The following is a 14,065-nucleotide window of genomic DNA, read 5'->3' on the forward strand; positions in this document are numbered from 1 at the left end:
ATTCTTGTATCCTAAAATATATACATTTGACCTTTTTTAAAAAATTAGAGCCTATTGCTGTTTAGCTGATGAGATAGCATAGAAATAAAGGCTATCCTCCTCACCATTGGCTAAAAATTTCATGACTTTATTTAGAGGAAAGGTAAACTGAGTCCCATCCGTTAATACAGCAGCATATGCAAACGAATCTTGTGAATCATTAAAAAATTGTGGATTCAGTTTTTGTGCATTTTCAAAATCCACCCAATTCCATTTTTTAGATTTGTCATTTCTTCGGATGGTTTCACCGACATAAGCACCTGTGCGAAGCACAATACGAGTATATTGCTCATTTGATAACTCATCTAAATTGGTTTTTCTCAACTCTAATAGATATTGATCTACCAGTTTCAAACTTTCGTAAGAGAAGTCTAACTTTTTGTTTTTTAAAAGTTCTAATTTATATATTGGATCTTTCTTTTCATGATTAAACATATAAGCTAGATCTTCAAGAGTATCGTTGATTGGGTTAATTTCAACGGGGGCAGCATTCGCCGTTGCAACTGTAAAAAATGCCATTAAACTAAGAAAAAAATTTTTCATTTTTAATAGGGTCTGTTGATATTTCACAACTGAATTGCGTTGTCAGCTAAAATTGAGCAGGCAAGGCGCGAAATGTAGAGAATGGCGAGACCATTTTCAAGTTTCGTAACGAAGCCTGAGATAATTTTAGCTACAACCCTTCGGGACAAGAGTGTTTTTTGATGCTATTTCGTTGTAGCTTGATCATTTAGATGACTAAATCTCTCAAACTACGCCTCATATCATCTAAAAAACACTCATCGTCGCAACCAGTTTGAAATGTCTACAGACCCTAATCTCATGAGAGAATTATTTATTCTCAATTTTTGTAAATTAGGGAGTATTTTCAGGAGTAATCTTACTTGAATGTCACTTATTTAGCCTTAGGTTTTCTCATTATTTCCAATTGTTTTATGACTTTGGCTTGGTATGGGCATTTAAAATTTTTACATCATGCTCCGCTCTGGCAAGCGATTCTTTTTGGTTGGTGTATTGCCCTGCTTGAATACAGTTTTATGATCCCTGCAACACGTTTACTCGCAGCACAGGGCTGGTCTATGGGACAGATGAAGATTAGCCAAGAAGTTGTGACTTTATTGGTTTTTGTTCCATTTATGATTTTTCTATTTAAACAGCCATTTAAGCTCGATTATTTATGGGCTGGTGTGTGTTTGCTGGGCTGTGTTTATTTTGTATTTAGAAGCCAGTAAGCGTGGTGTTAGCTAAAGTTCATTTCCAAATGAATATTTTATAAAAGTACGATTGAGTCGTTTAGGAAAATTCATTAAAAATTGAGATAGCAAAACTTAAATCGTTCATTTGGCTCTATTTCTTAAAAAATATTGAAAATATTCTGCCATTTAGCTCGTTTCATTTTCGCAAGCTGAAAAATCAGTCTATAATAACGAGCTTCTTAAATTCTAAAGCTTGGCTCTCGTCGAGATTTATCACTTTTAATCATCTCTGGAACATTAGCAATGAATGCGGACGCAGCTCAAAACGCTCAACCACTAGTTGGAATTATTATGGGTTCCCAATCTGACTGGGCAACCTTAGAAAACACAGCCAATATGCTGACTCAGCTTGGTGTTCCTTTTGAAGCGGAAGTTGTTTCTGCACATCGTACTCCAGATCGTTTATTTGAATATGCCGAAACTGCGCGTGATCGTGGTATTCAAGTGATTATTGCAGGTGCTGGTGGCGCTGCACACTTACCGGGTATGTGCGCTGCAAAAACTGATTTACCCGTACTTGGTGTACCTGTGAAATCTTCGATTTTAAATGGCGTAGATTCATTGCTTTCAATCGTACAAATGCCTGCAGGTATTGCTGTTGGTACACTTGCGATTGGTCCTGCAGGTGCAACCAATGCAGCGATTATGGCTGCACAAATTTTAGGATTAACACGCCCTGAAATCGCAAAAAATGTTGCGGATTTCCGAGCAGCGCAAACTGAAAAAGTTGCGAGCAAAAATATTCCGGGTCAAGCTTAAAACGGGACATAAGATATGAATAAAACCATCGGTATTTTTGGTGGTGGTCAACTCGGTCGAATGATGGCGCAAGCTGCACTTCCGTTAAATATTCAATGCACATTTTTTGAAGCCAATACGGATTGTCCTTCTGCGGCACTGGGTCAAGTTTTTTCGACCAAGGCTGAAAATGGCTTAAATGAGTTTATCGAGAGTGCTGACGTATTTAGCTTAGAGTTTGAAAATACGCCATTGGCTGATGTTGATGTATTGACTCAAAGCAAGGCAATACACCCTCCTCGTCAAGCTTTAGCAACGGCGCAAAACCGTCTGCTTGAAAAAGCATTATTTGATAAATTGGATATTCCAGTTGCGCCTTATCGTGCTGTAGATTCTTTAGAAAGCTTAAAGCAAGCGGTGGCTGATCTAGGTTTACCGATTGTGCTGAAAACTGCAACAGGCGGTTATGATGGCAAAGGTCAATTCGTTCTTCGTACAGCCGATCAAATCGATCAAGCGTGGGCTGAACTTGGACCTGCAAAAAGCCTAATCGCAGAAAGTTTTGTAACTTTCTCACGTGAAGTTTCGATCATTGCGGTACGTGGTTTGGATGGAGAAGTGAAAACTTGGCCATTGGCTGAAAACCATCATCACAATGGGATTTTGTCACATTCGATTGTACCTGCGCCAAATAGTGCAGATTTACAGCCTGTAGCCCAAGATTATATTACTCGCCTGCTCAATCATTTGAACTATGTTGGTGTATTAACGCTTGAGTTATTTGTCACTGACAAAGGCTTATATGCCAATGAAATGGCACCACGTGTGCACAATTCTGGGCATTGGTCGATTGAAGGTTCGGTATGCTCGCAGTTTGAAAATCATGTGCGAGCAGTAGCAGGATTACCTTTGGGCTCAACAGAAGTTGTTCGCCCAACGGTTATGATTAATATCATCGGCAAACATCCTAAAACTGAAGACGTTTTGGCTTTAAATGGTGCACATTTACACCTTTATAATAAAACTGAACGTGCAGGACGTAAGCTAGGTCATATTACTTTGATGCCAGTCAATCAAAGCGAATTAGTCTTACTTTGTCGCCAATTGGCAAAAATATTGCCTGAACCATTGGCACTTAGCGAAGATATGAACATTTAAAAGCACCTTTGTGCGATAAAAAAGCGGTCATCTCACTGGCCGCTTTTTTTATTTTTCAAGTTCGTTATGATGGCGCTCCGATAAAATTAATGCGATTTCATGTGAAATATTGGATTATTTTTATCTAAAAAGTTTGATATAAAAAATTTAAAAATAGACCTAGTTTTTATCCACAAGCTTGGGTCAGCAAATACAAACAAAGATATGCATCTTTTGAATTCAAACTTTATTTATAAAATACATGAAAAATGTTGGAAGTTATCCACTGTCATTTAAATTCAAAAGATCAAAAGTTTTGAATTTAAAATTATGAATTCAAAAATAAAAAACGAAATTTGTAATAATGCTCTTTTTGAGATATAAAAATTAGCCAGTTTATTTGTTTTGTATCAATCATTTATAATAAATTTAAGGATTTTAAAAGTTAGCCTGTGGATAAGATGGTTTTGAGATTTGAATTTAAAAGTTTAAATTTAAATCTTGTTTGAGAATGAATTTAAAAGTGCTTGAAACATTGGCTTGTGGATAAAAATTTTTAAATTCAAAAACAATAAATGAATTTAAAAAATAGAAATAAATTTAAAACCAAAGAATGAATTCAAATTTTACGTTTTATTCCTATCAATTTATGTCTGAGATGCTATGTTAGGTTGATAATTTTAAATTTAAAAATTTTGAGATCTTATGAAACGTTTATCATTTATTTTTGGTTCGATGTGTTTGGCGATGACGCAGGCAAATGCAGAACTTATTATTAATGGTTCTACAACTTCAACGGTAACACCTGTACAAAATTCAAGTGCTTCAAATCAAAGTTATTCATCCAATAATAATTTCCAAAATTGTATCGCAAATTTACGTTCTCAAGCTGTTGCTTCTGGCGTTAGTGGTGATACCTATGACCGTTATACGCAAAATTTGACTCCTGATTATTCTGTGATTGATAAATTGAATTATCAACCAGAATTTTCAAAACCGATCTGGGATTATATGTCTGGTTTGGTCGATCAAGAGCGTGTAGATAAAGGTCGTGAAAAAATCGCGCAATATCGAGATGTGCTCAACCGTGTACAAGCTGCCTATGGCGTACCTGCTGAAACAGTCGTTGCAGTGTGGGGCGTAGAAAGTAATTTTGGTGATATTTCAGGTAAATATCCATTGTTACAAGCTTTGGGAACTTTAAGCTGTGAAGGGCGTCGCCAAAGTTATTTCCGTTCTGAATTTTTTGCGACGATGCGTATTTTGCAACGAGGTGATTTAACGGTTGATCAGTTGAAAGGCTCATGGGCTGGTGCTTTTGGACATACCCAATTTATGCCATCAACTTATGAACGCCTAGCGGTTGATTTTGATGGGGATGGTCGCCGTGACTTAGTTTCTAGTGTTCCTGATGCTTTGGCTTCGACGGCTAATTTTTTGAAAAAAGGTGGTTGGCAAACAGGCATGCCTTGGGGTTTTGAGGTGAAAATTCCAGCGGGAGCAAGCGTAGCAGGTGAGAGCCGCCGTAATAAAAAGCCTTTGAGTAGTTGGGTCAATCGTGGATTTACACGTGTGGATGGCACACCGATTATTCAGGGAAATTTATCCGATAGTATTTCCGCAGGTTTGATGATGCCAGCAGGTGCAAATGGTCCAGCATTTTTAGTTTTTAAAAATTTTGATGCAATTTATGGTTATAACGCTGCGGAAAGCTACGCTCTAGCAATCGCGCATTTATCCGATCGTTTGCAAGGTAAAGGTGAATTTGTAACGCCTTGGCCAACAGATGATGCTGGAACTTCTCGTGCGGAACGCCGTGAAATACAAAATTATTTGTTAAAAAAAGGCTATGACATCGGTGATGCAGATGGCTTAATCGGTGATAAAACTCGTCAAGCAATTCAACAAGAACAAATGAAACTTGGATTAAAAGCGACTGGACGAGCAGGGCAACAAATTTTGTCTGTACTGCGCAACCAAAATGCTGGTCAAATCATGCAGTAACTGTATAAAAAATCTAATAAAAAAGGTCTGATTTATTCAGACCTTTTTTATTGAAAATTGGATACTATTCATTTGAATGATCTAATTTTACGGCATCTAAAATATCCATAATGACTGTGGTTACATCTTGAGTATGATCACGATCATTAAAAATTTCATAAGCCGTAATCGTCACATCTGAATTGCTTGGTAACTGACGTTGTTCTTCTTCGATTAAATGTTGAATCGGCAATAATGTTTGTTTTACTTCAAGATGTAAAATATCATCAAACTCGACATTTTCATCTTCTAGTTCAATCATTTGCTCATTGAAATAAGGCAATAAAATTGCATGAAGATAAGGTTGAATTTCGACTATATCAAATATCTCTATATCACGAGTTTGCTTGATGGTGCTGATATGATCGTTTACTTCAAGAATAATATGATAGTAGCTCACTTCCATTTCTCCACGCTGTTGCCTTTATTGAACAATAGCATGAAATGATTCAAAAACCGATTATTAAAAAGCTAAATACTTAAAATAATTAAGGGATTTATACATTATTTTAAAAAGCGAGCTAAAATCTTTAGTGGATTTTAACAGTGTGAAAAGATTAAATTTTTTAAAAATATCCAATAAGGATCGATCAATAAAAATAAATCTTGAGGTTAAAACAGTATTTTGATTTCGAAACTATTTGAGATGGATGGGCTCGCAAGATTGAATACATTTTTCAGCTGAAATAGATGCTCAGAAATATAAAATTTTAATGTCAAAAAACAATAAAATGAATGCAATAAAACTGAGAAAATAATTTAATTTTGCTGATTTTTTTAAATAATCTTCAGTATTGCAGATGGCAAGATATTCTTTGAAATGTAGCATGATATAGCTTATTTTTTCTTTATAACTCTCAACGACTGCTTGTTTCTGTACTTGGTGGGCCATTGCAGAGCGAATAATATAGGCATTTAGCCACCAGACCAAAAATAATAAAATAACAATGACACAAGCACTCTATGCATAAACCAAGTTTTGATTTTTTTCAAAAAAGACCAACTCAGCATAGAGATGATTCATCGCAAATATACTGAAAAGTAGCATCAAACGATAAAAAGTTTGTTGAATAAACTTCTTATGTAAAACATTGCCTTGCGATGATTTTTGATTTGATCGTTCAATGATTTTTGCGACATAGACTGCAAATACATGACAAATAATTTCTAATATAAAATAGATCAATACAGTCAGTGAGATGACTTTAAGCATGCATTTCCCTTATTGTTTTTATACTTTATTGAAAAATTTTAACATAAAAAAAACCGCGCTTAAGCGCGGTTTTCTCTAAAGCGACAAATTATTTTTTGTCATCTTTAACTTCTGTGAATTCAGCATCTACGACACCGTCATCAGCTTTTTGTTGTTGCTGACCAGCTTCACCACCGAATTGATTTGGATCAAAACCTTGAGCATCGCCTTGACCTTGTGCTTGTTCATAAGCACGTTGAGTGATCGGCATCAAGATGTTTTGAAGCGCTTCTGTTTTCGCTTTGATGTCATCAACATCATTGTTTTTAGCAGAACCTTCAAGCTCAGTTACCGCAGTTGCGATCGCAGTTTTTTCATCTTCAGTTACTTTGTCACCAAGATCTTTCACTGCTTTGTTAGAGCTTGCAACTAAAGCATCAGCTTCGTTACGCGCTTTTGCTAACTCTTCAAATTTGCGATCTTCTTCAGCATTTGCTTCAGCATCTTTGATCATTGCATCGATTTCAGCATCAGACAAACCTGAGTTTGCTTTAATTTGGATCGATTGCTCTTTACCAGTGCTCTTATCTTTCGCAGATACTTTCAAGATACCATCAGCGTTGATGTCAAATGATACTTCAATTTGTGGCACACCACGTGGAGCAGGTGGAATGTCGCCTAATTGGAAGTTACCCAACAATTTGTTTTGTTGAGCCATTTTACGTTCACCTTGGTAAACTGAAATGTCTACTGCTGGTTGGTTATCTGCTGCTGTAGAGAACACTTGTGATTTTTTCGCAGGAATTGTTGTGTTTTTCTCGATAATCGGAGTTAACACACCACCCATTGTTTCAATACCAAGAGTCAACGGTGTAACGTCAAGAAGCAATACGTCATTTTTGTCACCAGACAATACCGCACCTTGAATTGCAGCACCCATTGCTACAGCTTCATCAGGGTTCACGTCTTTACGTGGCTCTTTACCAAAGAATTCTTGTACTTTTTGTTGTACAAGTGGCATACGAGACTGACCACCAACCAAAATCACGTCTGAAATGTCAGAAGTTGAAAGACCAGCATCTTTCAATGCTACGCGACAAGGTTCGATTGTACGTGCAACCAAATCACCAACTAAACCTTCAAGTTTTGCGCGAGTTACGTTGATCACTAAGTGTTTAGGACCAGTCGCATCCGCAGTAATATACGGAAGGTTAATTTCAGTTGAGTTAGAAGAAGACAACTCAATTTTTGCTTTTTCAGCAGCTTCTTTCAAACGTTGTAATGCAAGTGGATCATTTTTAAGGTCGAAGTTTTGTTCTTTTTTGAACTCTTCAACTAAATAGTCAATCAATGCATTATCAAAGTCTTCACCACCAAGGAAAGTATCACCGTTAGTTGATAACACTTCGATTTGTTGGTCACCATCAAGGTCAGCAATTTCGATTACTGATACGTCGAATGTACCACCACCCAAGTCGTAAACAGCGACTTTACGGTCGCCTTCTTTTTTATCCATACCGAACGCAAGCGCAGCAGCTGTTGGTTCGTTGATAATACGTTTTACATCAAGACCCGCGATACGACCAGCATCTTTAGTTGCTTGACGTTGAGCATCGTTGAAGTATGCAGGAACTGTAACAACAGCTTCTGTTACTGTTTCACCCAAATAGTCTTCAGCAGTTTTTTTCATTTTTTTCAAAACTTCTGCTGAAATTTGTTGAGGAGCAAGTTTTTTGTCGTTTACTTCAACCCAAGCATCACCGTTGTCTGCTTTGATGATTTTAAATGGAACGATACCAATATCTTTTTGTACCGCAGCATCATCATAACGACGACCGATCAAACGTTTGATCGCGAATAATGTATTTTTAGGGTTAGTCACTGCTTGACGTTTTGCAGATTGACCTACAAGGATTTCACCATCTTTGTACGCAACGATAGATGGAGTTGTACGTGCACCTTCAGCGTTTTCGATTACTTTAACTTTATCGCCTTCAAGTACTGCAACACATGAGTTTGTAGTACCTAAGTCAATACCGATAATTTTAGCCATTTATATTTTCCTCTAAATTCTTTTGCAATGTTTCTGCTTGTTATCCGATATGAGAGCCAATCAAAATTTTTCAAGTTTTTTTTCTAAAAAATTTCGAAAATTCTCATTTAAAACCTTATTGACCAACCATAACCATGGCAGGGCGGAGTAAACGACCGTTTAAGGTATAACCTTTTTGCAATACATTGCCGATTTGATTTGCTTTGGCATTTGGATCAATACCCACAGCTTGGTGTAAGTCTGCGTTAAAGCCATTTGTGGTATCTGCTTCAACCACGCCAAATTTTTCAAGTGTAGCTAACAAAGATTTAAGCGTCAGTTTGACACCTTCGACCACTGGATTTTCTTCTGCACCAGCGGCTTGAATTGCACGTTCTAAATTGTCTACAGAATTGAGTAATTCTTTGGCAAATTTTTCAAGTACAGCATCTTTATGCTTTTCAGCTTCACGTGTTAAACGTTCTTTAGTTTTTTCAGCTTCATAGATTGCATTTGCTGCACGTGCTTTTTCTAATTTCAAGCTGTCTTCAAGTTCTGTGACTTTCGCTTGCAAATCTTCAATGCCCAGCTCGCTGACTTGCTCTACATTTTCATTTTGGGCATTTTGCTCTTGTTGAATGTCTTGAGCCTGTTCATTTTGCTCATTAGCCATTGATGATCTCCGTTTAAATGGGTTTTTAAACATGCACAGTCCTGTTCAGTTGGATCACTGCTTTCACAAACTGCCATGATCGTTAAATTCATTAATAATGAATGAAGTATGGGCGAGCGCAGAAAATTCAAGCTTAAACTGACAATATTTAGCTTATTTGAATTTATTTTGAATGAATACGTTGCATGATTTGAAATTATTTTCAAAAATTAAATGATTTAAGCGTTGATGTAGAATGAGAAATTTTATTTTTTTGAAAATAGAGGAGATTGAAGCTTCGGTTTGGCTCACTGAAAGACACATTTCTTTAAAAAAGTTTACATAAGCGTGTTGATCGTTCTCATGGGTTGTTTGAATAATATACAAGGCAAAGATCTTGAAATATATAAAAAAGATTTTATTTATCGTTAAAATGTCTAAAACTTAGAGAAAAATAGTCTTTTACGCTCTAAAAAAATACCGATATTCTTGCTGAAATATTCGGTGCTGTAGTTCCTGATGTATTTTTTAAAACTTGTGTTTTTATAGCTCATTCAACCTCCTTGAATGAGCTCTTTTTTTGCTTATTACAAACTAAATTTTTTTGATTTTAAATAACATAGCTCAAAACTTTAAAAATGTTTAAAAAAACATCCATTGAAGTGGATTATACTATGTACCTTGCAAAAGGGTAGATCTCAGAGTGTGTATATGAAAATGTCAGCGAAATTATCTCTATGTGCTGTGTTGGTTTTAGCTGCATCAGCTTGTACTTCAACACCAAATGCACACAATCAACAAAGTGTAAATGCGGGCAATACGACGATGATCGAAGGTCACCACTTGCATGCGCAAACCAATGTCGCATTACAAGCTGATCCGACACTTACCCAAACTGAAGCAGCAAATACAGCGTCTGATCTTGATACTGATATCGCTGCTCAATAATCTATTGATAAAGTTCGATGGATAGAAAAAGATGATGCTCGAATGATTCGGGCATTTTTTTTGAGTTTGATTTTCTAAAAATAAGGCAATAAGCATCAAATCAAAGCATTTTTAGTTAAAAAAATCGAATTTTTTGGCTTACATTGTTAAACATCCGCAATTTTATATTGCAGTAGTTATCTCAAATTTTTTATTTCAGTGCGCTTTTCTTGCTTGAAAACCATAAAAATATTCAGGTTTTCAAATGTTTATTTCAATATAAACACAATTTTTAGATAAATCTTTGATTTAATAAAAAATTGCAGAAGTTGTACTTGAGCACCTTAAAAGTCCAACCAATCATGTGCGCGAGTCAAAGAAAAACAAGGAATCATAGGCCTCGCAAGACATTTTAGTGTTTTGCATTTTTATTTTGAAGAAAGAAGGAAATCAATGATGAAAAAATTGGCTTTAATTTCACTTGTATTGGCTGGTTTGGCTGGTGCTACTGTTGGGTGTGCGTCTAAAGAAGTTGCTTCAAATCCTGAAACTGCATCGTCTCAAGCGCCTGTAGCGGATACGACGGCAAGTGCGGGTGCTCAAGGTAATGTTGCTGTTCAAGCTGACCCAACTTTACAATCAGACCAATCTCAAGCAGCACCAGCAGATAGCAGTGAAACTGCGCCAGCGACAGCTCAATAACTCTCAATAATTAAAAAACGCTTATTCAGAACTGATCTAGATCAAATTCTATTCTGAATGTTTGAACCTTTGAGAATAGACAGTAGATCGGATGCCTGTACTGTCTATTTTTACAAAAAAGCCCAATCAAATGACTGGGCTTTTTCGCAATGCATCAATGGCTTATTTCTGTTTATCTTGATCTTTAGAATCTTGCCATCTTTTACGATTCTGTTGGTTGTTTTGCTGCGGTTTAGTGCTTTGTCCTGTGGCTTGGTTAGGTCGTTGCCCATTCCAACCATGTTGTTGATTGCTTTGTGTTGGACGTTGTCCCCAGCCTGGACGGTTATTTTGCCCATTTTGAGTTGGTCGTTGTTGACCTTGTCCCAACCAACCTGGTCGAGTGGTTGAAGTACTATTCTGTGGGCGATTAGACCAATCAGGTTTATTTTGTGGGCTTTGAGTGTTTGGTTTAGGGCGATTTTGATTCCACGTCCATTTTTGCTGATCTTTATTGCCATTTTGATCACGCCAGTCAGGACGCCGATTATCGTGCTGATTGTTTTGTTTCCAATCCCATTTTTGCTGATCATTTTTGTCATGATCACGGTTTTGATTCCACCTTGAATTTGGACGATTGCGATCATTCCAATATTTTTGGCGACTTTGTGCAAAACGCATTTGCATATCGCGATCACGTTGCCAACGACTATAGTCATTTTTATAAATGACACGGTCGGTTTCCCAGATATAGTTGTGATAAACGTTACTATAGTTACCATTATAATAACCAGAATAGCTATTATAATAAGTTGTTGGATAAGAATAGCCACCACTATAACCATTGCCATAATAACCGTCGTCTAAAGCGACGCAACCTGAAAATAAAACGGTTGTGGCAAGGGAAAGCATTATAATTTTTGTAGCCATGAGATGACCTCCAGCAAATTGTGCAGGAATAGCCAAAAAATTCCTGTTTCGTAGATAAATTGTCAATGACAAATGCTATGTGCTCAGATTAGCTTATTCTAGTTAAGAATTTGTATATAGATTAGTAGACTTGTATAAGAATATAGTCATAAATCACGTGATCGTGTAGACAATATGAAGGGTCTAAAAGAAGAGGCGGACACATGGTCAATGTAAAAAAGAATCTTCAAGAATTTGCTGATAAAGGACAAGGACCTGCAGCACGTTCACTTGATCGACTTCCTTCATTTGCTCAGGAAGCGATCGTTAAATTGTTGGGATACCCTTATCAATATCCACAATTAGATAGTTTTACTAAATGTCTGATGGCTGTTCAGCATAAACAAGGAATTCGTGGATTTTTAGGTAAGGGTGATATTGAAAAAGCACGTAAGCAGATGGATTTGCAAACGCAATCTATCGTCAATAAACCGACCCATGTCCAATTTGTTGAAGATATTCGTTTGCCATTGCAGAGCGGTAGTGTGTATGCACGACATTATCATCCTGCCCCCAACAAAAAGCTCCCATTGATTGTGTTTTATCATGGCGGTGGTTTTGTGGCAGGAAGTGTAGATTCTCATGATGAAATGTGCCGTTTACTTGCAGTGCATAGCAAATCTCAGGTGTTAAGCATTGATTATCCACTTGCACCAGAGGTTGGTCCTCATGCGCTTATTCAATCGTGCGAAGATGCTTTGGCTTGGGTTTATCAAAATCGCCGAAACTTTAAAATTTTGAAAAATAAAATTGCGATTGCAGGCGATAGCGCAGGTGGCAATATCTGTGCAGTCTTGGCTCAGAGAACGTCGAGAGCTGTTTATGCGCCGCAGGCACAATTTTTGATTTATCCAGCTGTTGATTTTAAAAGCCGTCATCCATCATTCTTTGCCTATAAAGATGGTTTGGTGCTGACAGGTTCTGATATTGATATTGTCACTGAGAAATATCCAAATGCCTATCATGTCGATCTAGATGATACGGTTATTTCACCAACCTATGGCAATTTGAAAAAACTTGCACCAGCATACATCGTGACAGCAGGGCATGATGTCTTGCACGATGAAGGTAAGATCTATGCATATAAGCTACGCCAAAATGGTGTCAAAGTGCATTATCAAGATTATGAAGACCAAACACATGGATTTATTAATCTAACGCCAGTTTCGAAAAAAGCTAAAAAATACGTGATTGAAATGAGCAAAGACTTTAGAAAATTCTGGGATAAATATAGTTAATAGTCACACAAAACTTGCGTTTCACGTGAAACGCAAGTTGTTTCACAATTAGAATAGAGAACTGTAATAGCGAATAAAATAAAGAGACCCTAATGACAATAAAATTTAACGGATAATCTTTGTATAAATCTCTAAGATAAACATTCTACCGTAACAACGAGATTGAGGAAAAGGCTTTGAAGAAAATTGCACTGGGGTTAACTTTAGCTTTGGCAAGCACCTATATGTATGCCAATACAAATATGCAAATTAAAACATCCATGGGAAATATCGACATCGAGCTTTATGACGACAAAGCGCCGATCTCGACTAAAAATTTTGAAAACTATGTAAAAAGCAATTTTTATGCAGGCACAATTTTCCACCGCGTTATTCCTGGCTTTATGATTCAGGGCGGTGGCTTTGAAGCGAATATGGTGCAAAAGAGCACACAAGCACCGATTAAGAACGAATCTTTTAATGCATTGAAAAATGATCGTGGCACTTTGGCTATGGCGCGTACCAATGATCCTAACTCAGCAACAAGTCAGTTTTTTATCAATTTAACGGATAACAACTTCTTAAATAGATCGAGCGGCAATCCGGGTTATGCGGTGTTTGGTAAAGTTGTTAAAGGGATGGAGATCGTAGACAAGATCGCGAAAGTACCTACATCTAACTACGGTGCGTTTGAAAATGTACCAAATCACCCTGTTAAAATCTTGTCTATACAAATGACAAGCACAAACCCTAAAAAATAATAAAAAATAAAGCAGAAATATTAATGTCATATTTCTGCTTTAAATTTAAATGTTTAGCGATAAATTAGTATAAAAGTGAACCAAAATAGTGCATAAAAATACAACACTTAGAAAAACAATCAGTTAAAAGCACTTGCGCACTAAAAAAAATGCCCTATAATGCACTCATCCCGACGCGATACAGCAAACGAACTTAGCTTAGAGGGTTAAGTTGTTGAGATTGTATTGTGTTAGATTTTCACTACTGATGAGGTGGTGAGTTGATCATTAAGAGATTATGAAGAACAACTTGTGTGGATTTTTGCTGGTTGATCATTGAAAAAAATTATCATTGATTGATTGGTAGAAATTACTCGAAGTTTATTTGAGAAATATTTGTCAGAAAATTGATGAGCCAAGTTTAAGAGCTTTACTTATAAAG

The 14,065-nt window shown here is 36.6% G+C and carries 14 protein-coding genes; 8 read left to right on the forward strand and 6 right to left on the reverse strand.

All coding sequences use genetic code 11. From position 1 onward, the window contains the following. Window positions 1–51 precede the first annotated feature (51 nt). A complete protein-coding gene (locus F960_RS21155) occupies window positions 52–582 on the reverse strand; it encodes a hypothetical protein (RefSeq protein ID WP_035374217.1) in 531 nt (176 codons plus the stop codon). A 341-nt stretch (window positions 583–923) separates the two neighbouring features. On the opposite strand from F960_RS21155, the gene F960_RS21160 reads away from it, so the two are divergent. From F960_RS21160 to F960_RS21175, 4 genes are all read left to right on the forward strand, one after another. Beyond that, a complete protein-coding gene (locus F960_RS21160) occupies window positions 924–1,271 on the forward strand; it encodes a DMT family protein (RefSeq protein WP_004871738.1) in 348 nt (115 codons plus the stop codon). Window positions 1,272–1,538: 267 nt separating this feature from the next. Next, the gene (gene purE / locus F960_RS21165; RefSeq protein ID WP_004871741.1) at window positions 1,539–2,054 is read left to right on the forward strand and encodes a 5-(carboxyamino)imidazole ribonucleotide mutase; all 516 of its coding nucleotides are present in this window, start codon (window positions 1,539–1,541) and stop codon (window positions 2,052–2,054) included. 15 nt (window positions 2,055–2,069) lie between these two features. Continuing rightward, window positions 2,070–3,191, forward strand: coding sequence for a 5-(carboxyamino)imidazole ribonucleotide synthase (locus F960_RS21170; protein WP_004871742.1), 1,122 nt, complete (start codon window positions 2,070–2,072; stop codon window positions 3,189–3,191). Between the two features lie 684 nt (window positions 3,192–3,875). Continuing rightward, complete coding sequence (locus F960_RS21175) at window positions 3,876–5,174, forward strand: lytic murein transglycosylase (protein ID WP_004871746.1); 1,299 nt, start codon at window positions 3,876–3,878, stop codon at window positions 5,172–5,174. A gap of 64 nt (window positions 5,175–5,238) precedes the next feature. On the opposite strand, the gene F960_RS21180 is transcribed toward F960_RS21175, so the two are convergent. The 4 genes from F960_RS21180 to grpE all read right to left on the reverse strand — a co-directional run bounded on the left by F960_RS21180 (window position 5,239) and on the right by grpE (window position 9,110). After that, a complete protein-coding gene (locus tag F960_RS21180; protein WP_020847070.1) occupies window positions 5,239–5,619 on the reverse strand; it encodes a hypothetical protein in 381 nt (126 codons plus the stop codon). A 555-nt stretch (window positions 5,620–6,174) separates the two neighbouring features. Beyond that, the gene (locus F960_RS21660; RefSeq protein WP_004871752.1) at window positions 6,175–6,426 is read right to left on the reverse strand and encodes a hypothetical protein; all 252 of its coding nucleotides are present in this window, start codon (window positions 6,424–6,426) and stop codon (window positions 6,175–6,177) included. Window positions 6,427–6,514: 88 nt separating this feature from the next. Next, the gene (dnaK, locus tag F960_RS21190) at window positions 6,515–8,458 is read right to left on the reverse strand and encodes a molecular chaperone DnaK (protein ID WP_004871753.1); all 1,944 of its coding nucleotides are present in this window, start codon (window positions 8,456–8,458) and stop codon (window positions 6,515–6,517) included. A gap of 115 nt (window positions 8,459–8,573) precedes the next feature. Further along, window positions 8,574–9,110, reverse strand: coding sequence for a nucleotide exchange factor GrpE (gene grpE / locus F960_RS21195; RefSeq protein ID WP_004871755.1), 537 nt, complete (start codon window positions 9,108–9,110; stop codon window positions 8,574–8,576). Between the two features lie 690 nt (window positions 9,111–9,800). On the opposite strand from grpE, the gene F960_RS21200 reads away from it, so the two are divergent. Both F960_RS21200 and F960_RS21205 read left to right on the forward strand, forming a co-directional pair. Next, window positions 9,801–10,037, forward strand: coding sequence for a hypothetical protein (locus F960_RS21200; protein WP_004871757.1), 237 nt, complete (start codon window positions 9,801–9,803; stop codon window positions 10,035–10,037). Window positions 10,038–10,472: 435 nt separating this feature from the next. Next, window positions 10,473–10,718: a hypothetical protein gene (locus F960_RS21205; protein WP_035374212.1), complete on the forward strand. Its 246-nt coding sequence runs from the start codon at window positions 10,473–10,475 to the stop codon at window positions 10,716–10,718. Window positions 10,719–10,880: 162 nt separating this feature from the next. Here F960_RS21205 and F960_RS21210 read toward each other — a convergent pair whose 3' ends face one another. Then, window positions 10,881–11,627, reverse strand: a complete 747-nt coding sequence (locus F960_RS21210) for a hypothetical protein (protein WP_004871762.1) — start codon at window positions 11,625–11,627, stop codon at window positions 10,881–10,883. Window positions 11,628–11,830: 203 nt separating this feature from the next. On the opposite strand from F960_RS21210, the gene F960_RS21215 reads away from it, so the two are divergent. Both F960_RS21215 and F960_RS21220 read left to right on the forward strand, forming a co-directional pair. Beyond that, window positions 11,831–12,904, forward strand: a complete 1,074-nt coding sequence (locus F960_RS21215; protein ID WP_004871764.1) for an alpha/beta hydrolase — start codon at window positions 11,831–11,833, stop codon at window positions 12,902–12,904. A 224-nt stretch (window positions 12,905–13,128) separates the two neighbouring features. Beyond that, complete coding sequence (locus tag F960_RS21220) at window positions 13,129–13,644, forward strand: peptidylprolyl isomerase (protein WP_228134738.1); 516 nt, start codon at window positions 13,129–13,131, stop codon at window positions 13,642–13,644. Window positions 13,645–14,065: the final 421 nt, after the last annotated feature.

It is taken from the genome of Acinetobacter gerneri DSM 14967 = CIP 107464 = MTCC 9824, from assembly GCF_000368565.1.
In the GTDB taxonomy this organism is placed as follows: domain Bacteria; phylum Pseudomonadota; class Gammaproteobacteria; order Pseudomonadales; family Moraxellaceae; genus Acinetobacter; species Acinetobacter gerneri.

Excerpts from the sequence above, each read along its gene's own strand:
- F960_RS21155 (WP_035374217.1), bottom strand. The coding sequence starts at position 582 with ATGAAAAATTTTTTTCTTAGTTTAATGGCATTTTTTACAGTTGCAACG.
- purE (WP_004871741.1), top strand. The coding sequence starts at position 1,539 with ATGAATGCGGACGCAGCTCAAAACGCTCAACCACTAGTTGGAATTATT.
- F960_RS21170 (WP_004871742.1), top strand. The coding sequence starts at position 2,070 with ATGAATAAAACCATCGGTATTTTTGGTGGTGGTCAACTCGGTCGAATG.
- F960_RS21175 (WP_004871746.1), top strand. The coding sequence starts at position 3,876 with ATGAAACGTTTATCATTTATTTTTGGTTCGATGTGTTTGGCGATGACG.
- F960_RS21180 (WP_020847070.1), bottom strand. The coding sequence starts at position 5,619 with ATGGAAGTGAGCTACTATCATATTATTCTTGAAGTAAACGATCATATC.
- F960_RS21660 (WP_004871752.1), bottom strand. The coding sequence starts at position 6,426 with ATGCTTAAAGTCATCTCACTGACTGTATTGATCTATTTTATATTAGAA.
- dnaK (WP_004871753.1), bottom strand. The coding sequence starts at position 8,458 with ATGGCTAAAATTATCGGTATTGACTTAGGTACTACAAACTCATGTGTT.
- grpE (WP_004871755.1), bottom strand. The coding sequence starts at position 9,110 with ATGGCTAATGAGCAAAATGAACAGGCTCAAGACATTCAACAAGAGCAA.
- F960_RS21200 (WP_004871757.1), top strand. The coding sequence starts at position 9,801 with ATGAAAATGTCAGCGAAATTATCTCTATGTGCTGTGTTGGTTTTAGCT.
- F960_RS21205 (WP_035374212.1), top strand. The coding sequence starts at position 10,473 with ATGAAAAAATTGGCTTTAATTTCACTTGTATTGGCTGGTTTGGCTGGT.
- F960_RS21210 (WP_004871762.1), bottom strand. The coding sequence starts at position 11,627 with ATGGCTACAAAAATTATAATGCTTTCCCTTGCCACAACCGTTTTATTT.
- F960_RS21215 (WP_004871764.1), top strand. The coding sequence starts at position 11,831 with ATGGTCAATGTAAAAAAGAATCTTCAAGAATTTGCTGATAAAGGACAA.
- F960_RS21220 (WP_228134738.1), top strand. The coding sequence starts at position 13,129 with ATGTATGCCAATACAAATATGCAAATTAAAACATCCATGGGAAATATC.